The following is a 23446-nucleotide window of genomic DNA, read 5'->3' on the forward strand; positions in this document are numbered from 1 at the left end:
ACCTCACAATGCCGCGCGAAGCGCTTCACGAATCAGGGTTTCACTGCTGGCATCAGGGCGGGCAATCTTGCTCACCATGCGGCTGGCTTCCTGTGGTTTATAGCCCAACGCCACCAGCGCAGCAACCGCTTCCTGCTCGGCGTCGTCCGTTGTCGGACTAGCCGGAGAGGTCAGGACCAGATCCGCTGCCGGGGTAAAGAGGTCGCCATGCAGACCTTTAAAGCGGTCTTTCATTTCAACAATCAAACGTTCTGCGGTTTTCTTACCAATGCCCGGTAATTTCACCAGCGCGCCAAGTTCTTCACGCTCAACGGCATTAACGAACTGCTGTGCAGACATACCAGAGAGGATTGCCAGCGCCAGCTTCGGCCCCACGCCGTTGGTTTTAATTAACTCTTTAAACAGCGTACGTTCTTGCTTGTTGTTAAAGCCATACAACAACTGAGCGTCTTCACGCACCACAAAATGGGTGAAGATAATCGCTTCCTGCCCGGCTTCCGGCAACTCGTAGAAACAGGTCATCGGCATATGCACTTCATAGCCTACCCCGCCCGTCTCCAGAAGAACCAGCGGGGGTTGTTTTTCAAGAATGATGCCTCTGAGTCTGCCTATCACATGACGCTCCTGCGTTAAGGGCTAAAAGGTAATGCGCTATCATAAAAAAAGGCTGGATAGATATCCAGCCTCATTTGTCACTAACGTAACCGACCTCGCGCCAGATTCAGCCTCGACTCGCTCATTTGCATGGCGTTCTGGCTGACGTGACAGTGGGTAATGGCAATCGCCAGCGCATCCGCGGCATCTGCCTGCGGGTTTGCCGGAAGTTTTAGCAGCGTGCGCACCATATGCTGAACCTGGCTTTTTTCCGCGCTACCGATACCCACCACGGTCTGTTTTACCTGGCGGGCCGCGTATTCAAAGACCGGAAGATCCTGATTGGTCGCCGCAACGATTGCCACGCCACGCGCCTGCCCCAGCTTTAGCGCCGAGTCGGCGTTCTTCGCCATAAAGACCTGCTCAATGGCAAAATAGTCCGGTTGAAACTGGGTGATGATTTCCGTCACGCCTGCATAAATCAACTTCAGACGGGACGGAAGATCGTCGACTTTGGTACGAATACAACCGCTGCCGAGGTAGGTCAGCTGTCTGCCGACCTGACGGATTACGCCATAACCGGTGATGCGCGACCCCGGGTCAATGCCGAGAATAATAGTCATCACGCACCTCCAGTCAGGTTACGGCACAGCCACCTCATTCTAAGGTCGCTGCCACCTCGTCAGAGATTTCACCGTTGTGGTAAACTTCCTGCACGTCGTCGCAGTCTTCCAGCATATCGATCAGACGCATCAGCTTCGGCGCTGTTTCTGCATCCATATCCGCTTTGGTGGATGGAATCATCGACACTTCAGCCGCGTCCGCTTTCAGACCTGCCGCTTCCAGCGCATCACGCACTTTGCCCATCTCTTCCCACGCGGTGTAAACATCAATCGCGCCGTCGTCGAAGGTCACAACGTCTTCAGCGCCTGCTTCCAGCGCAGCTTCCATGATGGCGTCTTCGTCGCCTTGTTCAAAGGAGATCACGCCTTTTTTGCTGAACAGGTAAGCTACGGAACCGTCAGTACCGAGGTTACCGCCCGTTTTCGTGAATGCGTGACGCACTTCCGCAACGGTACGGTTACGGTTGTCAGACAGACATTCAATCATAACGGCTGTACCGCCAGGACCGTAACCTTCATAGATGATGGTTTCCATGTTGGAATCTTCATCACCGCCCACGCCGCGCGCGATTGCACGGTTCAGGGTGTCACGGGTCATGTTGTTAGCCAGCGCTTTATCAACCGCTGCACGCAGACGCGGGTTAGCATCCGGATCGCCGCCGCCGAGTTTAGCCGCCGTCACCAGCTCACGAATGATTTTGGTGAAAATTTTACCGCGTTTAGCATCCTGCGCTGCTTTACGATGTCTGGTGTTGGCCCATTTACTATGACCTGCCATAAATAATATCTCCAAAAAGCGCGCCTTTTCAGGCGACGTTAATTACAAACTCTTCAATCGCCTGCCGGTTACTCCACGACTTGGTTAACTGAGCGGCTTCAGCCGCATTAACCCAACGATAGGTCAGATGTTCGGTGAACACGATCTCTCGTTCTGAGGGAAGTGCCAGGCAAAACCAGGATTCAGTATTACGCTCAACTCCCGGCGCATAGCGATGACGTAAATGGCTAAAAATCTCGAACTCCACCGTGCGCTGACAGTCAATTAAGGTCAGTTGCTCAGACGCAACATCAATGGCGACCTCTTCCTTTACTTCGCGCATCGCGGCTTGCGACGCGGTTTCACCCTCTTCAAGGCTGCCGGTGACCGACTGCCAGAAATCAGGATCGTCGCGTCGCTGTAACATCAGCACTCTCCCGGTGTCCTTTGCATAAATCACGACTAACACCGAGACAGGCTGTTTGTATGTCATATCAGTTATTCTCGGCCTTCTTAACAACCTGAATGCTCAGTTCCGCCAGCGCTGCTTCGTTGGCAAAGCTCGGCGCTTCAGTCATCAGACACGCCGCGGCCGTGGTTTTCGGGAAAGCAATAACGTCACGAATGTTGTCAGTACCGGTCAGCAGCATAGTCAGACGATCCAGACCAAACGCCAGGCCCGCATGCGGCGGTGTACCGTATTTTAGCGCATCCAGCAGGAAGCCGAATTTCTCGCGCTGCTCTTGCTCGTTAATGCCCAGAATACCGAATACGGTCTGCTGCATATCACCGTTGTGAATACGCACGGAACCACCGCCCACTTCATAACCATTGATGACCATATCGTACGCGTTGGCAACCGCCTCTTCCGGCGCAGCTTTCAGCTCAGCGGCAGTCATATCTTTCGGCGCGGTGAACGGGTGGTGCATTGCGGTCAGACCGCCTTCACCATCGTCTTCAAACATCGGGAAGTCGATAACCCAAAGCGGCGCCCATTTGGCTTCGTCAGTAATGCTCAGGTCTTTACCCAGTTTCAGACGCAGCGCGCCCATCGCGTCGGCAACGACTTTCTTGTTGTCGGCACCGAAGAAAATCATGTCGCCGTCTTGCGCACCGGTACGCGCCAGAATCGCTTCCACGATTTCTGCGTTCAGGAACTTAGCAACCGGGCTGGTGATACCTTCCAGGCCTTTCGCACGCTCGGTGACTTTGATGTAAGCCAGACCTTTCGCGCCGTAAATCTTGATAAAGTTACCGTAATCGTCAATTTGCTTACGGCTCAGTGCAGCACCGCCCGGTACACGCAGGGCAGCCACGCGGCCTTTCGGATCGTTCGCCGGACCAGAGAACACCGCGAACTCAACGCCTTTAACCAGATCGGCAACGTCAACCAGCTCCATCGGGTTACGCAGGTCTGGTTTATCGGAACCGTAACGACGCTCGGCTTCGGCAAAAGTCATGATCGGGAAATCACCCAGATCCACACCTTTAACTTCAAGCCACAGATTGCGTACCAGTGCTTCCATCACTTCACGCACCTGCGGTGCGGTCATGAAGGAAGTCTCAACGTCGATCTGGGTAAATTCAGGCTGACGGTCAGCACGTAAGTCTTCATCACGGAAGCATTTTACGATCTGATAATAGCGGTCAAAACCCGACATCATCAGCAGCTGTTTAAACAGCTGAGGAGACTGCGGCAGCGCGTAAAACTTACCTTTATGTACGCGAGAAGGTACCAGGTAATCGCGTGCGCCTTCCGGCGTCGCTTTGGTCAGCATCGGCGTTTCGATGTCGAGGAAGCCGTGGTCGTCCATAAAACGACGCACCAGGCTGGTAATTTTGGCACGCGTTTTCAGGCGTTGCGCCATTTCAGGACGACGCAGATCCAAATAGCGATACTTCAGGCGCGCTTCTTCGGTGTTGACGTGGTTTGAGTCAAGCGGCAGCGAGTCTGAACGGTTGATGATGGTCAGATCGGAGGCCAGTACTTCAATTTCGCCCGTCGCCATATCGGCGTTGACGTTTTTCGCGTCACGCGCACGCACGGTGCCCGTAACCTGGATGCAGAACTCATTACGCAGTTCGGAGGCCAGCTTTAACGCGTCCGCACGGTCCGGATCGAAAAATACCTGCACGATACCTTCGCGGTCGCGCATATCGATAAAGATCAGGCTACCAAGATCACGACGACGGTTGACCCAACCACACAGAGTCACCTGCTGCCCCTCGTGGGACAGACGTAGCTGTCCGCAATATTCTGTACGCATGAGATATCCCTTAACTTTGCCGCAGGCGGATTGTCACCTGTCTCGCAGGTGACGAAGTCGCAGCTTTAGCTGAATGTCACAACTGAATGAAAAAAGGCGGCTATTATACTGGAAATTCTGCCGCACGATAAGAGCCTACTGGGATAGACTCTCAGTCCGGTACTGACTGTACGCCTGTTTCCTGGACGGGCATTGCGTAATCTCACAAAAAATAACAAAAATTGTCGCCCCTTTCACACTGATTCGCGATTAAGGTGTAACGGAAATCTATTTTTTACTGGAGTGACCATGCTGGAACTGAACGCAAAAACAACCGCCCTTGTCGTGATTGACTTACAGGAAGGGATCCTGTCTTTCGCTGGCGGGCCTCATACGGCACATGATGTGGTTACCCGCGCCGCGCAGTTGGCGGAAAAATTCCGTGCCCACGGTTCCCCGGTAGTAATGGTGCGCGTCGGCTGGTCTGACGATTACGCCGAAGCGCTGAAACAACCGGTAGATGCTCAGACTCCGGCAAAAGCGTTGCCCGAAAACTGGTGGGATTACCCGACGGCTCTGGGAAAATGCGCCAGCGATCTCGAAGTCACCAAACGCCAGTGGGGCGCGTTTTACGGTACCGATCTGGAACTACAGCTGCGTCGTCGGGGCATTGATACTATCGTCTTGTGCGGCATCTCCACAAACATTGGCGTAGAGTCGACGGCGCGAAATGCGTGGGAGCTGGGTTTTAATCTGGTTGTTGCAGAAGACGCCTGTAGCGCCGCCAGCGCCGATCAACACCGGGGCAGCATGACGCATATTTTCCCGCGTATCGCACGCGTACGCAGCGTGGACGAGATCCTGCAAGCGCTATGATTTATATCGGTTTACCCCAGTGGTCGCATCCTAAATGGGTGCGTCTGGGGATCTCAAACCTTGAAGAGTATGCCCGCCACTTTAACTGTGTGGAGGGCAACACCACGCTGTACGCGCTGCCAAAAGCGGACATTGTTGCCCGCTGGCATGCACAGACCACCGATGCATTTCGATTTTGTTTTAAGTTTCCGGCCACCATTTCGCATCAGGCCGCGCTGCGTAATTGCGATGACCTGGTACAGGAGTTTTTCACGCGCATGTCGCCGCTGGAATCGCGTATTGGACAATACTGGCTGCAATTACCCGCGACTTTTGGTCCGCGTGACCTGCCTGCCCTGTGGCAGTTTCTCGATGCGCTCCCCAAAGCCTTTACCTATGGTGTGGAAGTTCGCCATCCAGACTTCTTTGCCAAGGGCGAAGCCGAGCTGCTATTTAATCGGGGCTTACACGAGCGTGGCGTAAACCGGGTAATTCTGGACAGCCGCCCGGTGCATGCCGCAATCCCGCATACTGAAGCGATACGTGACGCCCAGCGCAAGAAGCCAAAGGTGCCGGTACATGCAGTAGTGACGGCAAACCATCCGATGGTACGCTTTATCGGCAGCGATGATATGGCACAAAATAGCGAGCTTTTTGCCGTCTGGCTGACTAAGCTGTCGCGATGGGAACACACCACGACGCCGTATCTTTTTTTGCATACGCCGGACATCGCACAGGCCCCGGAGCTTGTAGACACGCTATGGGCAGATTTACGTAACGTCCTGCCAGAGATCGGATCAGCACCGTCTATTCCACAGCAATCTTCTCTTTTCTGAAATTGCCACCTATCATAGACAGTGCCATCTGCCATTTTAAAGGGAGTTTGTATGGTAAGCGCGCTTTATGCCGTATTGGGTGCGTTATTGTTAATAAAGTTCTCCTTTGACGTCGTTCGCCTGCGCATGCAATACCGCGTTGCCTATGGCGACGGAGGTTTTAGCGAACTGCAAAGCGCTATCCGCATTCACGGTAATGCGGTGGAATATATTCCCGTCGCGTTAGTGTTGCTGTTATTTATGGAAATGAACGGCGCAGAGACGTGGATGGTGCATATTTGCGGGCTGATGTTGATTGCCGGACGACTGATGCATTATTACGGATTCCACCACCGGCTCTTCCGCTGGCGCCGTTCAGGCATGAGCGCAACCTGGTGTTCGCTGTTGCTAATGGTGCTGGCGAATCTTTGGTATATGCCCTGGGAGTTGGTTTTCTCCCTGCATTAGCGCACAATACGCCACTTTATTTTTCCCGGATTTTTACGTTATGTCTCACCGCGACACGCTTTTTTCTGCGCCTATCGCCAGTCTGGGTGACTGGACCTTTGATGAACGGGTAGCTGAAGTCTTCCCGGATATGATCCAGCGTTCCGTTCCTGGTTATTCCAATATCATTTCTATGATTGGTATGCTGGCCGAACGTTTCGTACAACCCAACACGCAGGTCTACGATCTGGGCTGCTCTCTGGGCGCGGCGACGCTCTCGGTGCGTCGCAATATTCATCACGAGAATTGCAAAATTATTGCTGTCGATAACTCTCCGGCGATGGTTGAGCGCTGCCGTCGTCATATTGACGCCTATAAGGCACCGACCCCGGTTGAGGTTGTCGAAGGCGATATTCGCAACATTACTATCGAAAACGCCTCGATGGTGGTGCTGAATTTTACCCTGCAATTCCTTGAGCCACCTGAGCGCCAGGCGTTGTTGGATAAGATTTATCAGGGGCTGAATCCCGGCGGCGCGCTGGTTCTTTCTGAAAAATTCAGTTTCGAAGACGCTAACGTTGGCGAGCTGCTGTTCAACATGCACCACGACTTCAAACGGGCAAATGGCTATAGCGAACTGGAAATCAGCCAGAAGCGCAGCATGCTGGAGAACGTGATGCTGACCGACTCGGTCGAAACGCACAAAGCGCGACTGCATCAGGCTGGTTTCGAGCACAGCGAATTGTGGTTCCAGTGTTTCAACTTTGGTTCTCTGGTGGCGCTGAAAGCTGGGGTAAGCGCATGATCGACTTTGGTAACTTTTATCAGCTGATTGCCAAAAACCATCTCTCCCATTGGCTGGAAACGCTTCCGGCGCAAATCGCTACCTGGCAGCGCGATCAGCACGGCTTGTTTAAGCAGTGGTCAAACGCCGTCGAGTTTCTGCCCGAGCTAACGCCGCATCGCCTGGACTTACTTCATAGCGTTACAGCAGAAAGCAAAGAGCCGCTCAGCGAAGGTCAACTCAAACGTATCGACACTCTGATGCGTAACCTGATGCCATGGCGTAAAGGACCGTACTCGCTGTACGGCGTCAATATTGACACCGAGTGGCGATCGGACTGGAAGTGGGATCGCGTTCTGCCGCACTTGTCTGACCTCACTGGCCGTACCATTCTTGATGTCGGCTGCGGCAGTGGTTATCACATGTGGCGCATGATTGGCGCGGGGGCGCATCTGGCGGTTGGTATCGATCCTACGCAACTGTTTCTATGCCAGTTTGAGGCGGTGCGTAAACTGCTGGGCAATGACCAGCGCGCTCATCTGCTGCCGCTGGGCATTGAACAGCTTCCAGCGCTCAACGCCTTTGATACCGTATTCTCCATGGGAGTGCTTTATCACCGACGTTCACCGCTGGAACACCTGTGGCAGTTGAAGGATCAACTGGTTAAAGATGGTGAACTGGTGCTGGAAACGCTGGTCGTCGAAGGTGATGAAAATACCGTACTGGTTCCGGGCGACCGCTACGCGCAGATGCGTAATGTCTACTTTATTCCGTCTGCGCTGGCGCTAAAAAACTGGCTGGAAAAATGCGGTTTTGTTGATGTGCGTATCGCCGATGTCTGCGTCACCACTACCGAAGAACAGCGCCGCACCGAATGGATGATAACCGAGTCGCTGGCCGACTTCCTCGACCCGAACGACCACAGCAAAACGGTGGAAGGCTACCCCGCCCCATTACGCGCGGTATTGATTGCGCGTAAGCCGTGATGGATTGCCGGATGACCGTTACGTATAGCACCGTTTCTCCAAAATAGTTCAAGTTGCAGCAAGGCGGCCAACGCTGCTGCGGCTTGAAATATGAAGGATAAAAAAAGGCCCCTGTTGAATTGGCAGGGGCCTGGTACGAGCAAGCATCATATTGGGCGACATGATGCAACGGTAAAAATCAGCTGGCCTGATGGTGTGCAATGATTGCTTTCATTTCCGCAACCGCCGCCCCGTCTACCGCATAGCGTGAATATTCATCCGCCTGCGTATCCGAAGACATCGACAACCCCGAATTGCGATAACGCATTGGTGAAGCCAGCCATACTCCGGCAGAACTGTGGACTTCCTGCACTCCAGCATTAAGGAACAGGGACAAATTCGAGGCGCGAACCCCCGCTCCGGCCATAATGATTGGAGCATCCGCCTGCGCAATAAGTTCCATTATTTTTGTTAAACCTTGCGCCGCATCTGATTTTTGCCCGGAAGTCAGCACTCTGGCGATGCCCAAATCAGCTAATTTTTTTAGCGCATTGAGTGGGTTAGCACACATATCAAAGGCACGATGAAAAGTGACTTGCAGTGAACCGGCGGCGATCATTATTTTCTCCATGCGCGGCATATCGACATCGCCATCCGCATTTAAAATGCCAGTTACCAGCCCTGAGAACCCCAGTTCCCGGACCATCGCGATATCATCCAGCATTGCAGCGAATTCACCGTCGGTATAGCAAAAGTCGCCTCCACGCGGTCGTATAATGGGATTGACGGGAATCGAAACATGCTGGCGAACAGAACGCAGGACGCCCAGAGACGGCGTTAAGCCGCCTTCTTTAGGTGCTGCGCAAAGCTCAATGCGATCCGCGCCGTTTTGCTGCGCCGTACGCGCGCACTCCATGCTGTAACAGCAGATTTCCAGTAAAGCCATGCTCACTCCTGACGTTCGCTTGCCACTATGGTTTCAATCGACCACGGATGAAATTTTATCGTCACGCTGCCATCGCTGACCGCCAGCGTCGGATTCGGTAAACGTTCGCGCTCGCCTTTTGGCGAACTGGTTTTTACAAATATACCCGGCTGGCTCAAACCGTGATCAGAAAGCAGCGCCAGCGCTCTGGCGTTCAGCGTTTGTGCCTCACCCGGCAGAACAATTTCAATATGTTCCCAGCCTTCATGCGGATAGCGTTTTTCGCCCGGCCACGGCAGTTCAACGATTGAAAATTGCCAATGTTGCACACAAACCGGCTCATACAGTTTAAAAAGACAAATAGGTCTGCCGTTAATCATGTTTTCTGACAGCAATTCACCGCACTGTTCAAAGCCACGACGCCAGCGCTCTGCGGTGGTATTTTGGTGGCAACGCAAGGAAATGTGGTCGGCTTCCAGCCCTGAAATATCCAGCCCAAGACGGGTGGAAAGTTCCGTTAATGCCTGCGTGAAATGCGGTAAATCTGCAGAAATATCCTGTAGTTCTGCAACGGTCTGCCAGTTCGCCATATTAAAAGCTCATATCTATGTTCAAAGCTGCTAATTTACTCTGTTGCGCTGCGCCATCCAACCGCTGTTTTCTTCGAACGTAACATGAAGACTAAAACGTCATTGCATTGACTGAATTTTAGACTGCGCACGCGACTCGCAGTGCTGACGGCAACGGGCATTTGCAGTATACTCCCGCCCTTAATTCTTAAACTGGTGCGGTGAATTTTTCCCCGCTTCATAAATGTAAGGTATTCCGGTGAATATTCAGGCTCTTCTCTCAGAAAAAGTCAGTCAGGCCATGATTGCTGCAGGCGCGCCTGCAGATTGCGAACCACAGGTTCGTCAGTCAGCAAAAGTACAGTTCGGCGACTATCAGGCTAATGGCATGATGGCTGTCGCTAAAAAACTGGGTATGGCGCCGCGACAACTGGCTGAGCAGGTGCTGACTCATCTGGATCTCAACGGGATCGCCAGCAAAGTTGAAATTGCCGGCCCGGGCTTTATCAATATTTTCCTCGATCCGGCATTTCTGGCGCAGCACGTTCAGCAGGCGCTGGCCTCCGATCGTCTGGGCGTCACTCAACCGGCGAAACAAACCGTTGTTGTTGATTATTCCGCACCTAACGTAGCGAAAGAGATGCACGTTGGTCACCTGCGTTCCACCATCATCGGTGATGCTGCGGTGCGTACGCTGGAGTTCCTCGGCCACAAGGTTATCCGCGCCAACCACGTCGGCGACTGGGGTACTCAGTTCGGTATGCTTATCGCGTGGCTGGAAAAACAGCAGCAGGAGAATGCCGGAGAGATGGCGCTGGCTGACCTGGAAGGTTTCTATCGTGATGCGAAAAAACACTACGATGAAGATGAAGCCTTCGCAGAACGCGCTCGTAGTTATGTCGTGAAGCTGCAAGGCGGCGATGAATACTTCCGTGAGATGTGGCGCAAACTGGTCGACATTACCATGTCGCAAAACCAGTTAACCTACGATCGCCTCAACGTTACCCTGACCCGTGACGATGTAATGGGCGAAAGCCTGTACAACCCAATGCTGCCTGGCATCGTGGCCGATCTCAAAGCTAAAGGCCTGGCTGTTGAAAGCGAAGGCGCTACCGTCGTATTCCTTGATGAGTATAAGAACAAGGAAGGCGAACCGATGGGCGTAATCATTCAGAAGAAAGATGGCGGCTATCTCTACACCACAACCGACATCGCCTGCGCCAAGTATCGTTATGAAACGCTGCATGCCGATCGCGTACTTTATTACATCGACTCCCGTCAGCATCAGCACTTAATGCAGGCCTGGACCATCGTGCGTAAGGCCGGTTATGTGCCGGACTCCGTACCGCTGGAACACCACATGTTCGGTATGATGCTGGGCAAAGACGGCAAGCCGTTCAAAACCCGCGCGGGCGGCACGGTGAAACTGGCCGATCTGCTGGATGAAGCGCTGGAGCGCGCACGTCGTCTGGTCGCTGAGAAGAATCCGGACATGCCTGCCGACGAGCTGGAAAAACTGGCAAATGCGGTCGGTATCGGCGCGGTGAAATATGCGGACCTGTCCAAAAACCGTACTACCGACTACATCTTCGACTGGGACAACATGCTGGCGTTCGAAGGTAACACCGCACCCTATATGCAGTACGCCTATACCCGCGTACTGTCCGTGTTCCGTAAAGCAGATATCGACGAAAGCGCGCTGGCAAATGCGCAGGTGATTATCAGCGAAGATCGCGAAGCCCAACTGGCTGCGCGTCTGCTGCAGTTTGAAGAAACGCTGACCGTCGTTGCACGTGAAGGTACGCCGCACGTGATGTGTGCTTACCTGTACGACGTTGCCGGTCTGTTCTCCGGCTTCTACGAGCACTGCCCTATCCTCAGTGCCGAAAACGAAGAGATTCGTAACAGCCGACTGAAACTGGCACAGCTGACGGCGAAAACCCTGAAGCTGGGTCTGGATACGCTGGGTATCGAAACCGTAGAACGTATGTAATCATCTCCAGTACGGTGAAAGCCCGCGCTATGTCGCGGGCTTTTTTATTTCCCGTGACCGCTATCCAGCCTACGATAAACGGCTACGTGCACTGTAATTTGTTACAACCCACAAGGAATGACACATTTCCGTAGAGATATGGAACATTTTTTGCCTGTCATCCCGTTTAAGCCTCCGTATCATTAGGCGGCAAATTAATCGGGTACGGGTCAATGACATTCAGAGATTTTGAGGCGGAAGAAAAACTCTTCCAACGGCGTGTATTGGTGGCCTTCGGCCTTGTAGTCATCTGTTTTGGCATCCTGATTTACAATCTCTACAACTTACAAATTTGTCAGCACCAGTATTACACCACCCGGTCGAATGCAAACGACATCAAAATGCTGCCCGTCGCCCCAACGCGTGGCATGATTTACGATCGCAACGGCATTCCGCTGGTGCGCAACGTGACCTGGTACGATATTTCCGTTACGCCGTACAAAATCAGCGATATGAACGCGCTGATCAGGCAGCTCACGCCCATCGTTGACCTCACTCCTGATGACATTGACCAGTTTCGCCATGAGCTGAAAGCCAGCAGTCGCTATCGCCCTGTCGTGCTGAAAAATGCGCTGACCGATGTGGAAATCGCCCGTTTCTCGGTTAACCAGTTTCATTTCAGCGGCGTCACTATCAACAGCTATGAAGACCGCCAGTACCCTTATGGCGCCGCGCTGGCGCATGTCCTTGGCTATGTTTCAAAAATCAACGATAGCGACCTTAAAGCGCTGGATAAGAAAGGCCTGGCAGAGAATTATGCCGCCGATCACAACATCGGTAAGCAGGGGATCGAGCATTATTACGAAAATGAGCTGCATGGGAAAACCGGTTATCAGGAGGTGGAAGTGGATAACCACGGACGCATCGTGCGCCTGATCAAGGATGTGCCACCCGTTGCCGGAAAAGATATCCATCTGACGCTGGACCTACATTTGCAGCAATACATTGAGAGCCTGTTAGCGGGCCAGCGGGCTGCTGTTTTGGTTGAGGATCCGCACGACGGCTCCGTGCTGGCAATGGTCTCTAATCCCAGCTATGACCCGAACCCGTTTGTCAAAGGCATCAGCTATCAGGACTATAACAAACTGCTGCAGGATAAAGACCTGCCATTGATCAACCGCGTCACCCAGGGGCTGTATCCTCCCGCCTCCACGGTCAAACCGTACATGGCGATGTCAGCTTTACTGGACGGCGTGATCACGCCGCAGACCAGTTTCTTCGGCGCTCCCACCTGGACGCTTCCCGGCACAGAACGACATTACCGCGACTGGAAAAAAACGGGCCACGGTATGCTGGATGTCACCAAAGCGATTGAAGAGTCTGCGGACACGTTCTTTTATCAGGTGGCGTTTATGATGGGGATCGACCGGATTAACAGCATGCTCAGCCAGTTTGGCTATGGCAAACCGACTGGTATCGATCTTGATGAGGAGTATAACGGCCTGCTCCCAAGTCGCGAATGGAAGCAGAAAGTGCATAAAAAATCCTGGTATCAGGGAGATACCATTTCGGTTGGCATCGGTCAGGGCTACTGGATTGCCACGCCTATTCAGATGGTAAAAGCCATGGTCGCGCTGATTAACAATGGCAAAGTTATCGCTCCTCACCTGCTACTTGATGAAGAGAGCGGAAAAACTATTACGCCGTATCAGGCTTCCGAAGCACCGTCGCAAATCGCGTCTGCCTCGTCACCTTATTGGGGACTGGTGCGTCAGGCGATGTTCGGCATGGCGAATGAACCAAACGGCACGGGCTATAAGTTCTTTCACACCGCACCTTACGGCATTGCGGCGAAAAGTGGCACATCCCAGGTCTTTAGCCTGAAAGAAAATCAAACCTACGATGCGAAAATGATCCCCGTGCGCCTGCGCGACCATGTGTTCTATACCGCATTTGCGCCGTATAAAAATCCGAAAGTCGCCGTAGCGTTAATTCTCGAAAACGGCGGCAGCGATGGCGTCACCGCCGCGCCGGTTATGCGTCAAATCATGGATCATCTGTTTGCGCCGCAGGACAACGCCGCGCAAACAGAGATACCGGAACAATCAGGTCCGATAGCAGCTGCGCCATCGGACGCCGATATCAAAAATACTTACGCAAGTATTCGGTAAGGCACAGCATCGCCATCGCTTGTCCGTAAGGCATGGAGGTCCGTGGGATGTTGCGGTAAAAATCGAGATTGTGACCCATTCCGGTTCCAAACGAGGTGTGCAGCAGTTCACCTTCGGCTGAAATATGTTGCACAATACCTCTGATGGCTTTTTCGGCTACCGACGCATAGTTTTGCCCAACATAGCGTTTACGAACCGCTTTGAGGATCCCATAGGCGAAGCCGGCGGTTGCCGACGCTTCCAGATACGACTGTGGGTCGTCCAGCAAGGTATGCCACAATCCGCTTTCATCCTGGCACTTCGCCAGCGCGGCGATTTGCGCATTCAGAACCTGTACCAGATAGCGATGCACTGCATTATTCTGTGGCAAATCAAGCAATTCGAGGAAATCCGGAATGACGATAGTTAACCAGCTGTTGCCGCGCGCCCAGCGAGCGTTGGCGAAGTTATGTTGTCCTTCATAGCTCCAGCCGTGGAACCACAGCCCCGTTTCTTTATCCATCAGGTTTTGCACGTGCAGCAGGAACTGATAGGTTGCTTCTTCAATATAGTCGGGACGATTAAGCAACTTGCCAATTTTCGCCAGCGGTAAAACCGTCATCATCAATGTGTCATCCCACATCTGCTGATGATTCTCTTCCGCCAGCGTAATGTGCTGCATACCGCCATAGTCTGTACGCGGCATCTCATGCATTGCCCACTCTGCCCAACTGTCGAGCCACGGAAGGTACGCTGGATTACGCGTCTCTTCATAGCGATACGCCAGCGTTAAAAACGGCGCCATGGTGTTAACGTTTTTGGTGGTTGCGCCTTCGGCAAAACGATCGGCAAACCAACTGTCGATGATATCGCGCATCGTTTCATCGCCGGTTTGCTGATAATACTGATACATACCATACAATCCGACGCCGTGCGTCCACTCCCATCCTGCCCAGCCTTTGGTATCAATCACGCGTCCGTCGTCCAGACGCAGTAAGAACTCACCGGTTTCGTCATGAATATTGACCAGGTTATGCGTCACCTTTTTGATCAACGCTTTTAATTCATCCCTGGCAATAAAATGTTCTGGTTGGCGCAACAATGGGCTGTGTTTAACCGGGTAAACAATCATTTACTTAACCTCTGTCAATGTCGAATTCAATGCGGCGCCTTTTTCCAGTTTGGGTGCCGCTGGTTTATTACGATTCAGGTAACCAATATTGTTGTTACCCCAAAGTGATTCATATGGCATGCCGGACAGCATCTCTACGGTGGCGCGTCCCTCAGCGGAAAGTCCTTCCAGCACAGGCCGCCCGGACTCACGCATTTTTGCGGTCTCTTCACGCAGGGTGCTGTGCGTGTGCAGGTTCAGTTTGAAGCGCAGGGAAACCAGGAAACCCAGCGCCAGAACAATTAACGTTCCGCAGCTCAGAATTAACAGGATGGTATGGCTAACCGCCGCGGGCTGTGCGCTCTGGCCGGAGACAAAACCGGACAACTGCATGACAATCCCCACCAGCATCACCGCGCCCGCCTGCGACGCTTTGCGCGTTAACGTCATAATCCCGGCGAAGATCCCTTCCCGACGCTGACCGGTAATCACTTCGTCAACGTCCGCGATATAGGTGTAGGTATTCCAGGGAACGTAATTGATCCCCCCACGCCCCAGACCCGCCACGGCAGATACCAGCAGTAGCAGAGAATAAACATCGCTGAGTCCGGCGTAATACAGCCCCGCATAGGAGAGTGAACTGAGGCCAAACAGGACGACCACCATGCGATAAGACGGCGCAGGTCCGAAACGAATGCACAATGGGATCATGGCGATAACAGCAATGAACTGGAAGATAGCCATCGTACCCAGCAGGTTAGATGCCATTGATGCTTCCTGCATCAGCACAAACACCACATAGTAAGTAAAGACGGCGTTAAAGACGTCCTGAGCAATATAGCCGCCAAGATACATTCCTAAATGCTGGCGAAATATACGGATGCGTAGAGTTGAACTCAGTTCAACAAACAAGCGGTTCATACTCTGGCCAAAGGTCAGGCTTTTCTTCTCTTCTTCGGCTCGCAGGGCGGCTTCAGTCCACTCTTCTCGCGGTCGCTCCCAGGTAAAAAACCAGACGAACGTCAGCATCAGCGCGCACAGCACAGAGAACACCAGACTGGCATAGAAGAAAGACACCGGGTTATCTTTGCCAAATAGCGTCAGCAGAACGCCGGGTAAGAATGAGGCCAGAATGGCTGACATTTGCGCCATCGAAATACGCGCGCCGGAGAATTTGGTTTTCTGTTTAAAGTCATCGGTCATTTCGGGTACCAGCGTTTCGTAAGGCACCAGAATCATGGTGTAGACCACGTCAAAAATCAGATAGGTGAGCAGGTAATACCAGAATCCCATGTCGCCGACCCACATCAGCGAGTAGCTAAAGACACAGGGGATCCCCAACAGAATAAAAAACTTACGCCGCCCAAAGCGTTTGCCAAGCCAGGTTGAGCCAAAGTTATCGGTCAAAAAACCCATTAATGGGCTAACGACGGCATCCAGCACCCTGGCTGTGGCAAAAATAAAGGTCGCTTCGATAGGCGTCAGACCACAGAACGTGGTGTAGAAGTAGAGTAACCACGCCGCAGTTAACGCCGTGGTGCCTGCGCCTAAAAAATCTCCCGAACCGTAGGCAAAATAGTTAACCAGTCCGATTTTACGTGTCTTCATTGCCGTTACCCCTGCACATTATTAGGAGGCCCCGCAATCCTCGCTTTGACATTGGGCATCCTTACCGGGTCACAGTAAAAGCTAACAGGAAGTGAAACCTTTCTATTTCTGCCAGGGGGGTTCGCAAACTGGCAACAGCACAAAGAGTCCGGCAACGTATGTCACCTATTTTATAAAACAGCGTTTCTATTTAATCAAAGAGGCAGGCTAAAAGTGCGAAGCAGCCAGCAGTTTCTACTGCTGGCATGACTGAAGGAAGGTGTTAACGATAGTTCACGATCACCTGATTGCTCTGAACCTGTAAGGCAGGGATCAGACGACCACCACCGGGGACTTCCCAGACAAAATGCATCGGTTCGATGGCGGGAACATTATTGAATCCGTTGGTGGTTCCACTCTGCCCATCCAGCTCGACACAGCGAGACTGAGAACATAAACGCACCCGTAAACCCGCGGGCGTTGGGCCATTAAGTTCATAGCGCCAGGCCACCAGCGTCATCAACCCCGAGACCGGCTGGCTGGGTACCAGAGGTGCGGACGAGGCTGACTGACCGCGGTGGTTTAAGGTGATCCCCATCCCGCTTGCCTGCCACGCCCCTTCCCCGGCAGCCTGTGCCGCCAGAGGAAACAACAACAGCAACAGTAACTTACGCATTATTTACCTCCAATAGTCGCCGTCATGCGGATATGGCGGTTATCGGAAAGCTCCATGTTCGATAACACCACCAACTGCGGTATGCTGCGACGTAAAAAGCGTGCCAGTAACGGACGCAACGCGTGGTTAACCAGCAAGACTGGCGGCGCGCCCAACATTTCCTGCCGGGACAGCGCTTCCTGAGTCTGGGCCAGCAATCGGTCTGCCAGCCCTGGCTCCAGGCCGCCGCCGCCCTGCAGCGCTTGCAGCAGCAAACGCTCGAGCGGGGTATCAAGGCCGATAACCTGAACCTCTTCATTACCCGGGAACCACTGCTGAGTGATAGCGCGTCCTAAGGCAACACGGACGACCGCGGTAAGCTCATGCGGATCATTTTGCAGCGGCGCATGTTCTGCCAGCGTTTCAAGAATGGTGCGCATATCGCGAATCGGTACTTTCTCATCCAGTAAGTTCTGCAACACTTTATGCAGTGTGGTGAGCGTCACAACGCCCGGTACCAAATCTTCCGTCAGCTTTGGCATCTCCTGCGAGACACGGTCCAGTAACTGCTGTGCCTCCTGACGGCCAAATAGCTCAGCGGCGAACTGCCCAATCAGGTGGTTAAGATGCGTCGCGACAACGGTACTCGCTTCAACTACCGTAAAGCCCTGAATCTGCGCCTGTTCCTTCAATGCACTTTCAATCCAGATAGCGTCCAGTCCGAAAGCCGGATCGACCGTTTTCTCACCCGGCAGCGACCCGGCGGCGGTACCCGGGTTAATGGCCAGCCAGCGTCCCGGATAGGCGTCACCACTGCCAATTTCCACCCCTTTCATCAAAATTCGATAGCGGGCCGGCTGCAGATCCATATTGTCACGGATATGCACCACCGGCGGCAGGAAGCCCATATCCTGGGCAAATTTCTTACGAATACTGCGAATTCGCCCCAGCAACTCGCCATCCTGCTGAAAGTCCACCATCGGGATCAGGCGATAACCGACCTCCATTCCCAGGGAGTCTTCCAGCTGTACGTCATTCCACGTCGCTTCCACCACGGAGTTGTTTTCCGGCATTTTCACCGGCTGCGGTTCATCTGGCGCTTTTTGCTCACGACCGCGCATCCACCAGGCCAGACCCAGTAACGCAGCGGTAAACATCAGAAACACCAGGTTCGGCATGCCCGGAACCAGACCCAAAAGCCCAAGCACCGCCGCGCTGAGCAGCATAACGCTGGGATTACTGAACAGTTGGGTCACCATCTGTTCGCCTACGTCCTGGTCGGTACTCACGCGGGTCACGATAACCCCCGCCGCGGTGGAGATAACCAGAGCAGGAATTTGTGCCACCAGCCCGTCACCGATGGTCAGCAGGGTATAACTTTCCGCAGCGCTGCCCATGCTCATACCATGCTGCAACACCCCAACTAACAGGCCGCCGACCACGTTGATAACCATGATCAGAATACCGGCGATGGCATCTCCACGTACGAATTTACTCGCACCGTCCATAGAGCCGTAGAAATCCGCTTCCTGGGTCACTTCCGAGCGCCGTTTTTTGGCTTCATCCTCGCCAATCAGACCGGCATTCAAATCCGCATCAATCGCCATCTGCTTGCCGGGCATACCATCCAGCACAAAACGCGCGCCAACCTCAGCGATTCGCCCTGCACCTTTGGTGATTACCATAAAGTTAATGATGACGAGAATAACGAAGACCACGATGCCGATCGCAAAGTTACCCCCCACCAGGAAGTGACCAAAGGCTTCAACCACCTTCCCCGCCGCCGCCGCGCCGGTATGACCTTCCATTAAAATGATACGCGTCGACGCGACGTTCAGGGCGAGGCGTAATAATGTGGTAAACAGCAAAATCGTAGGGAATGCGGCAAACTCCAGCGTACGCTGGGTGAACATCGCCACCAGCAGCACCATGATCGACAGCGCGATGTTAAATGTGAACAGCAAATCGAGGACGAAAGCCGGCAGCGGCAGCACCATCATCGACAAGATCAGCAGGATGAGGATCGGTCCGGCAAGGATTTGCCATTGCGTGGATTTCAGGTTGCTGGGCAGACGCAGCATCGCGACCAGATTAGCCATCAGTAGTCTTCTCGTTCAAAAAATCCAGTGCTTCAGGCACCGGAAGGTTTTCAGGTTGTGGTGGACGCTTGCCGCCGGCGAGACGCCAGCGTTTTAGCTGCCATACCCATGCCAGTACTTCGGCAACGGCGGCATATAATTGACCCGGTATTTGCTGACCAATCTCAGCATGGCGATATAACGCACGCGCCAACGGCGGCGCTTCTAACGTAGGGACACGATGCTCGGCACCAATCTCACGAATGCGCAGCGCCACCAGCCCCGCGCCTTTGGCGACAACTTTCGGCGCGCTCATTTTGTTCTCGTCATACTTCAACGCCACCGAATAGTGCGTGGGGTTAGTAACAATAACGTCCGCTTTCGGCACATCCGCCATCATGCGACGCTGTGCGGCCGCACGCTGCATTTGACGTATTTTTCCCTTAACGTGCGGGTCACCTTCGCTTTGCTTAAATTCGTCCCGGATATCCTGACGCGACATACGCAGTTTTTTCAGGTGGCTGTAAATCTGGAAAAAGACGTCGAACCCCACCATCGGAATGACGCCAAGCACCACCAACAGCGCGCACATACCCACTAAATCCAGGGCGTTGCCCATCGCCGTAATCGGAGATTCCGCCATCAGTCGCATCATCGCTGGCCAGTTATGCCAGAGATAAAACCCAGCCACGCTGCCTACCAGCGTGGACTTCAGTATCGCTTTAAGTAGTTCTGCCCCGGTTTGCGCAGAGAACATGCGTTTAATGCCCGGCAGCGGATTCAGCTTAGAGAACTTGGGCTGCAGAGATTTACCGCTGAAGATCAAGCCGCCGAGCATCACCGGGGAGATTAATGCCACCAGAACAACGCCGGTAATCAACGGTAACAGCGCAATCATCGCGTCTTTAATCAGCAGGATGATTTGGCTGAGGATCAGATTAGGGTCGTTGACCATACTGTGGTCAAAACGTAATCCGGCAGACAGCATGCCGGCCAGCCTGCGGGCGAGCGACTCCCCGCCAATCCAGATAATGCACACACCCACCAGCAAAATAAGCAGCGAGGTCAGCTCTTTGGATCGGGGGATCTGCCCTTCTTCCCGTGCTTTTTCAAGTCGGTGGGGGGTGGGGGCTTCTGTTTTGTCGTCGTCGCTTTCTTCTGCCACGCATCAGACCCTGGATAGAGATATAGGCGAGAATGATGCCAGAACGTCCATCCAGCAATGGGAAGAGTAAGCGGTAAAAAAGACGGGATTTATGGCTTTAAGCAGAATTGCGCGTAAGCCGGATGAGAGGTCACGCCCCACATCCGGCAAATACTCATCAGAAACCGAGGCTGTCCAGCAGGTCGTCAACCTGATCCTGACTTGCCACCACGCCGGCTTTTGAAGTATCAACCTGCGGGCCGTTAAGCAAGCTTTCGTTTTCACGTTTTGGACGAGCACCCTGCTCCGGGATGTTTTCCAACAGAACCATCAGCAACTGACGTTCAATCTCCTGGATAACATCCATCATGCGTTTGATGACCTGACCGGTGAGGTCCTGGAAATCCTGCGCCATCATGATGTCCAGCAGTTGAGCGTTAGTAAAACTGGTATGTCCTGGCACATCCCCAAGGAACTGTCGGGTATCGGTGACCAGTTCACGGGCGTCGGACAGCTCGATCGGATTTTCGAACCATTCATCCCAGCGTTTGGTCAGGTCTTTGGCCCCTTTTTCCATCGCGTCCTGATGCGGCTGCGAAGCCTCCACGCTGTTCAGCGCGCGCTCTGCCGCCTGTGCGGTCATCTGCACAACGTAATCGAGACGATCGCGGGCATCGGGAATCGCTTCCGCCGCTTCGGCAATAGCCTGATCCAGCCCCAGTTCACGCAGGCTGTCGCGCAGCATTCGGGTCAAACTGCCGATGCGCGCGATGATGTCCCCTGCAGAGTGTTCGTCAGCAGGTTTAATTTGTGGTTGCATCATCATTGTCACACCCTCACATGCCCAGTTTCTCAAAGATCTTATTGAGTTTCTCTTCCAGCGTTGCCGCCGTGAACGGTTTCACGACATAGCCACTGGCGCCAGCCTGTGCTGCCGCAATGATGTTCTCTTTCTTCGCTTCCGCCGTCACCATCAGCACCGGTAAGGCAGACATTGCGCCATCTGCACGAATGGTTTTCAGCAGCTCGAGGCCATCCATGTTCGGCATGTTCCAGTCGGAAATGACAAAACCAAATCCCCCAGCCTGCAGCTTATTCAGCGCGTCCACACCGTCTTCAGCTTCTTCAACATTGTTGAAACCCAGCTCTTTGAGCAGGTTACGTACAATGCGACGCATGGTGGAAAAGTCATCCACAACCAAAAACTTAAGCTCTTTATCCGCCATAAAAAATAAACTCCTGATTCAAATACGTATTGCCTGTCCGGCACTGATTTTCGCCAGCATTTGCTGGCTTACCTGGCTAAGATCGACCACTTCGCTTACGCCACCCATATTGATGGCCTCGCGCGGCATGCCGAACACCACACAACTTGCTTCGTTTTGCGCAATGGTCCAGGCACCCGCCTGGTTCATCGCTAACATTCCGGCGGCACCATCGTTGCCCATACCTGTCAGGATCACTCCCACGGCATTACGCCCCGCGTGTTTTGCCACCGAATGGAACAGCACATCCACTGATGGTCGATGCCGGTTAACCGGCGGACCATCATGAATTTTGATCTGGTAGTTCGCCCCGCTGCGCGCCAGTTCCATATGCTTGTCACCTGGGGCGATATACGCATGCCCCGGAAGCACACGCTCCCCGTCTTCTGCCTCTTTCACGGTTATCTGACACAGTTTGTTCAGACGTTCGGCGAATGAACGGGTAAACCCTGGCGGCATATGCTGGGTAATAAGAATACCGGGACTTGAAAGCGGCAATGGCTGGAGTACATGGCGAATTGCCTCTGTTCCTCCGGTTGACGCGCCAATCACCAGCAGTTTTTCCGAACTGAGTAACGGCCCCGCTTTCAAGGTCGCCGGTGCCGCCATAGGCTTATGGGCCGCCAGTTTTGCCCGCGACGCGGTGCGGATCTTCTCAGCGATCATTTCGCTGTAGGCCAACATCCCTTCACGGATCCCCAACTGTGGTTTGGTGACAAAATCAATCGCCCCCAGCTCCAGCGCCCGCAGCGTGACCTCTGAACCTTTACCCGTGAGTGAAGAGACCATAACCACCGGCATCGGACGCAGACGCATCAACTTTTCAAGAAAGTCGAGGCCATCCATGCGCGGCATTTCCACATCCAGCGTCAGGACGTCGGGATTGTATTTTTTGATTAAATCCCGCGCGACCAACGGATCAGGCGCCGTCGCTACCATTTCCATATCACTGTGGCTGTTAATAATTTCGGTCATGATTTGACGCATCAATGCAGAATCATCAACCGACAACACCCTGATTTTACTCATGCTTTATCCTTACCTGGCGCATGCGCATACACGGTCTGTCCACGCAGGCTAAACTCGCGCACGAGGTTGCTAAAGTTTTCTGAATGACCTGCAAACAGCAGCCCATCTGGTTTAAGAAGTGGAACAAAACGGTGCAAAATATCCTGCTGCGTCGTTTTATCGAAATAGATCATCACGTTACGACAAAATATGGCATCGAAGGGTCCAGGCACGTTGTACTGCTTATCCAGTAAATTCACACTGGAAAATTCAACATGCCCCGCCAGTTCCTGCCGAACGCGTACCAGACCTTCATGCGGCCCGGTGCCACGCATGAAATAACGCTGCAACTGCTGGGGTGACAGCGTCTTCAGCTCATCAAGACGGTAAATGCCGCTTCTGGCCTTTTCCAGCACTTCGGTATCAATGTCGCTCGCAAAAACACGCCAGCGGCCCGGTGCCATACCCAGGGTATCGGCGAGCGTAATCGCAATGCTATACGGCTCTTCACCGGTTGACGCCGCTGCGCTCCAGACCCGGTATTCACCGTTGCGCCGACGAGCATGATCTGACAGCACCGGAAAATGATGCCCTTCGCGAAAAAACGCGGTCAGGTTGGTGGTCAGGGAGTTAATAAAAGCCTGCCACTCAGCACTGTTCTGGTTAGCTTCCAGCATGCTGAGATAGCGACCAAAGTCATCCAGTCCCAGGGTACGTAAACGACGGACCAGGCGGTTATAAACCATGTCCCGCTTATGGTCGGCCAGTACGATCCCCGCACGCTGGTAAATTAATTGACATATCCGACGAAAATGCGCGTCAGACAGCGCGAGGCGCTGTGTCATCTGTAACAATAATGACGTTTGCCCGGTGGGCAGAGATGATGTCATAGCGCC

The 23446-nt window shown here is 53.4% G+C and carries 23 protein-coding genes; 7 read left to right on the forward strand and 16 right to left on the reverse strand.

The genetic code is table 11. The features are described 5' to 3' along the window. Positions 1–3 precede the first annotated feature (3 nt). The 5 genes from ruvA to aspS form a co-directional block, all read right to left on the reverse strand. On the reverse strand, positions 4–615 hold the full coding sequence (ruvA, locus tag LA337_13670) for a Holliday junction branch migration protein RuvA (protein UBI14241.1): 612 nt from the start codon (positions 613–615) through the stop codon (positions 4–6). An 80-nt stretch (positions 616–695) separates the two neighbouring features. Further along, positions 696–1217, reverse strand: a complete 522-nt coding sequence (ruvC, locus tag LA337_13675) for a crossover junction endodeoxyribonuclease RuvC (protein UBI14242.1) — start codon at positions 1215–1217, stop codon at positions 696–698. Positions 1218–1251: 34 nt separating this feature from the next. Next, the gene (locus tag LA337_13680) at positions 1252–1995 is read right to left on the reverse strand and encodes a YebC/PmpR family DNA-binding transcriptional regulator (protein UBI14243.1); all 744 of its coding nucleotides are present in this window, start codon (positions 1993–1995) and stop codon (positions 1252–1254) included. A 28-nt stretch (positions 1996–2023) separates the two neighbouring features. Further along, positions 2024–2467: a dihydroneopterin triphosphate diphosphatase gene (gene nudB / locus LA337_13685; GenBank protein UBI14244.1), complete on the reverse strand. Its 444-nt coding sequence runs from the start codon at positions 2465–2467 to the stop codon at positions 2024–2026. A gap of 1 nt (position 2468) precedes the next feature. Next, positions 2469–4241: an aspartate--tRNA ligase gene (aspS, locus tag LA337_13690; GenBank protein UBI14245.1), complete on the reverse strand. Its 1773-nt coding sequence runs from the start codon at positions 4239–4241 to the stop codon at positions 2469–2471. 288 nt (positions 4242–4529) lie between these two features. Between aspS and LA337_13695 the strand changes: the two genes are divergently transcribed. From LA337_13695 to cmoB, 5 genes are read left to right on the forward strand one after another with little or no spacing between them, the layout of a single operon-like run. Then, positions 4530–5096: a hydrolase gene (locus LA337_13695; protein ID UBI14246.1), complete on the forward strand. Its 567-nt coding sequence runs from the start codon at positions 4530–4532 to the stop codon at positions 5094–5096. After that, on the forward strand, positions 5093–5911 hold the full coding sequence (locus LA337_13700) for a DUF72 domain-containing protein (GenBank protein UBI14247.1): 819 nt from the start codon (positions 5093–5095) through the stop codon (positions 5909–5911). The genes LA337_13695 and LA337_13700 overlap by 4 nt, the downstream gene beginning before the upstream one ends. A gap of 51 nt (positions 5912–5962) precedes the next feature. Continuing rightward, positions 5963–6358, forward strand: coding sequence for an MAPEG family protein (locus LA337_13705; GenBank protein ID UBI14248.1), 396 nt, complete (start codon positions 5963–5965; stop codon positions 6356–6358). Positions 6359–6398: 40 nt separating this feature from the next. Next, positions 6399–7142, forward strand: coding sequence for a carboxy-S-adenosyl-L-methionine synthase CmoA (gene cmoA / locus LA337_13710; GenBank protein ID UBI14249.1), 744 nt, complete (start codon positions 6399–6401; stop codon positions 7140–7142). Further along, positions 7139–8107 carry a tRNA 5-methoxyuridine(34)/uridine 5-oxyacetic acid(34) synthase CmoB gene (gene cmoB, locus LA337_13715; GenBank protein UBI14250.1) on the forward strand — a complete coding sequence of 323 codons (969 nt, stop codon included), beginning with the start codon at positions 7139–7141 and terminating at the stop codon, positions 8105–8107. The genes cmoA and cmoB overlap by 4 nt, the downstream gene beginning before the upstream one ends. 178 nt (positions 8108–8285) lie before the next feature. On the opposite strand, the gene cutC is transcribed toward cmoB, so the two are convergent. Both cutC and LA337_13725 read right to left on the reverse strand, forming a co-directional pair. After that, positions 8286–9032, reverse strand: coding sequence for a copper homeostasis protein CutC (cutC, locus tag LA337_13720; GenBank protein UBI14251.1), 747 nt, complete (start codon positions 9030–9032; stop codon positions 8286–8288). 2 nt (positions 9033–9034) lie between these two features. Next, the gene (locus LA337_13725) at positions 9035–9601 is read right to left on the reverse strand and encodes a VOC family protein (GenBank protein ID UBI14252.1); all 567 of its coding nucleotides are present in this window, start codon (positions 9599–9601) and stop codon (positions 9035–9037) included. A 238-nt stretch (positions 9602–9839) separates the two neighbouring features. Between LA337_13725 and argS the strand changes: the two genes are divergently transcribed. Both argS and mrdA read left to right on the forward strand, forming a co-directional pair. After that, on the forward strand, positions 9840–11573 hold the full coding sequence (gene argS / locus LA337_13730; GenBank protein UBI14253.1) for an arginine--tRNA ligase: 1734 nt from the start codon (positions 9840–9842) through the stop codon (positions 11571–11573). Positions 11574–11785: 212 nt separating this feature from the next. Continuing rightward, on the forward strand, positions 11786–13723 hold the full coding sequence (gene mrdA, locus LA337_13735) for a penicillin-binding protein 2 (protein ID UBI14254.1): 1938 nt from the start codon (positions 11786–11788) through the stop codon (positions 13721–13723). Here mrdA and LA337_13740 read toward each other — a convergent pair. The 9 genes from LA337_13740 to cheR form a co-directional block, all read right to left on the reverse strand. Further along, positions 13695–14834, reverse strand: coding sequence for a glycoside hydrolase family 105 protein (locus LA337_13740; GenBank protein UBI14255.1), 1140 nt, complete (start codon positions 14832–14834; stop codon positions 13695–13697). The genes mrdA and LA337_13740 overlap by 29 nt on opposite strands. Beyond that, entirely contained in the window at positions 14835–16421 is a 1587-nt protein-coding gene (locus LA337_13745; protein UBI14256.1) for an MFS transporter, read from the reverse strand. Positions 16422–16683: 262 nt separating this feature from the next. Continuing rightward, a complete protein-coding gene (gene flhe, locus LA337_13750) occupies positions 16684–17076 on the reverse strand; it encodes a flagellar protein FlhE (GenBank protein ID UBI14257.1) in 393 nt (130 codons plus the stop codon). Further along, entirely contained in the window at positions 17076–19154 is a 2079-nt protein-coding gene (gene flhA / locus LA337_13755; protein UBI14258.1) for a flagellar biosynthesis protein FlhA, read from the reverse strand. Before flhA ends, flhe begins: the two co-directional genes overlap by 1 nt. Then, positions 19147–20298 carry a flagellar type III secretion system protein FlhB gene (flhB, locus tag LA337_13760; GenBank protein ID UBI14259.1) on the reverse strand — a complete coding sequence of 384 codons (1152 nt, stop codon included), beginning with the start codon at positions 20296–20298 and terminating at the stop codon, positions 19147–19149. Before flhB ends, flhA begins: the two co-directional genes overlap by 8 nt. Before the next feature lie 157 nt (positions 20299–20455). Beyond that, on the reverse strand, positions 20456–21100 hold the full coding sequence (cheZ, locus tag LA337_13765; GenBank protein ID UBI18471.1) for a protein phosphatase CheZ: 645 nt from the start codon (positions 21098–21100) through the stop codon (positions 20456–20458). A gap of 13 nt (positions 21101–21113) precedes the next feature. Next, entirely contained in the window at positions 21114–21503 is a 390-nt protein-coding gene (cheY, locus tag LA337_13770) for a chemotaxis response regulator CheY (GenBank protein ID UBI14260.1), read from the reverse strand. A gap of 18 nt (positions 21504–21521) precedes the next feature. Next, positions 21522–22571 (reverse strand): chemotaxis response regulator protein-glutamate methylesterase, encoded by a 1050-nt coding sequence (locus LA337_13775; protein ID UBI14261.1) that lies wholly within the window; start codon positions 22569–22571, stop codon positions 21522–21524. Continuing rightward, complete coding sequence (gene cheR / locus LA337_13780; protein ID UBI14262.1) at positions 22568–23440, reverse strand: protein-glutamate O-methyltransferase CheR; 873 nt, start codon at positions 23438–23440, stop codon at positions 22568–22570. The genes LA337_13775 and cheR overlap by 4 nt, the downstream gene beginning before the upstream one ends. Positions 23441–23446: the final 6 nt, after the last annotated feature.

Origin of the sequence: Citrobacter europaeus (assembly GCA_020099315.1) — a bacterium.
In the GTDB taxonomy this organism is placed as follows: domain Bacteria; phylum Pseudomonadota; class Gammaproteobacteria; order Enterobacterales; family Enterobacteriaceae; genus Citrobacter; species Citrobacter europaeus.

What these genes read in the sequence shown, in the direction of transcription:
- cheR (UBI14262.1), bottom strand. Translation starts at nt 23,440, where the DNA reads ATGACATCATCTCTGCCCACCGGGCAAACGTCATTATTGTTACAGATG.
- cmoB (UBI14250.1), top strand. Translation starts at nt 7,139, where the DNA reads ATGATCGACTTTGGTAACTTTTATCAGCTGATTGCCAAAAACCATCTC.
- cutC (UBI14251.1), bottom strand. Translation starts at nt 9,032, where the DNA reads ATGGCTTTACTGGAAATCTGCTGTTACAGCATGGAGTGCGCGCGTACG.
- nudB (UBI14244.1), bottom strand. Translation starts at nt 2,467, where the DNA reads ATGACATACAAACAGCCTGTCTCGGTGTTAGTCGTGATTTATGCAAAG.
- mrdA (UBI14254.1), top strand. Translation starts at nt 11,786, where the DNA reads ATGACATTCAGAGATTTTGAGGCGGAAGAAAAACTCTTCCAACGGCGT.
- flhe (UBI14257.1), bottom strand. Translation starts at nt 17,076, where the DNA reads ATGCGTAAGTTACTGTTGCTGTTGTTGTTTCCTCTGGCGGCACAGGCT.
- LA337_13740 (UBI14255.1), bottom strand. Translation starts at nt 14,834, where the DNA reads ATGATTGTTTACCCGGTTAAACACAGCCCATTGTTGCGCCAACCAGAA.
- cmoA (UBI14249.1), top strand. Translation starts at nt 6,399, where the DNA reads ATGTCTCACCGCGACACGCTTTTTTCTGCGCCTATCGCCAGTCTGGGT.
- LA337_13700 (UBI14247.1), top strand. Translation starts at nt 5,093, where the DNA reads ATGATTTATATCGGTTTACCCCAGTGGTCGCATCCTAAATGGGTGCGT.
- cheY (UBI14260.1), bottom strand. Translation starts at nt 21,503, where the DNA reads ATGGCGGATAAAGAGCTTAAGTTTTTGGTTGTGGATGACTTTTCCACC.
- ruvC (UBI14242.1), bottom strand. Translation starts at nt 1,217, where the DNA reads ATGACTATTATTCTCGGCATTGACCCGGGGTCGCGCATCACCGGTTAT.
- LA337_13695 (UBI14246.1), top strand. Translation starts at nt 4,530, where the DNA reads ATGCTGGAACTGAACGCAAAAACAACCGCCCTTGTCGTGATTGACTTA.
- cheZ (UBI18471.1), bottom strand. Translation starts at nt 21,100, where the DNA reads ATGATGCAACCACAAATTAAACCTGCTGACGAACACTCTGCAGGGGAC.
- aspS (UBI14245.1), bottom strand. Translation starts at nt 4,241, where the DNA reads ATGCGTACAGAATATTGCGGACAGCTACGTCTGTCCCACGAGGGGCAG.
- LA337_13725 (UBI14252.1), bottom strand. Translation starts at nt 9,601, where the DNA reads ATGGCGAACTGGCAGACCGTTGCAGAACTACAGGATATTTCTGCAGAT.
- LA337_13680 (UBI14243.1), bottom strand. Translation starts at nt 1,995, where the DNA reads ATGGCAGGTCATAGTAAATGGGCCAACACCAGACATCGTAAAGCAGCG.
- LA337_13745 (UBI14256.1), bottom strand. Translation starts at nt 16,421, where the DNA reads ATGAAGACACGTAAAATCGGACTGGTTAACTATTTTGCCTACGGTTCG.
- flhA (UBI14258.1), bottom strand. Translation starts at nt 19,154, where the DNA reads ATGGCTAATCTGGTCGCGATGCTGCGTCTGCCCAGCAACCTGAAATCC.
- LA337_13705 (UBI14248.1), top strand. Translation starts at nt 5,963, where the DNA reads ATGGTAAGCGCGCTTTATGCCGTATTGGGTGCGTTATTGTTAATAAAG.
- LA337_13775 (UBI14261.1), bottom strand. Translation starts at nt 22,571, where the DNA reads ATGAGTAAAATCAGGGTGTTGTCGGTTGATGATTCTGCATTGATGCGT.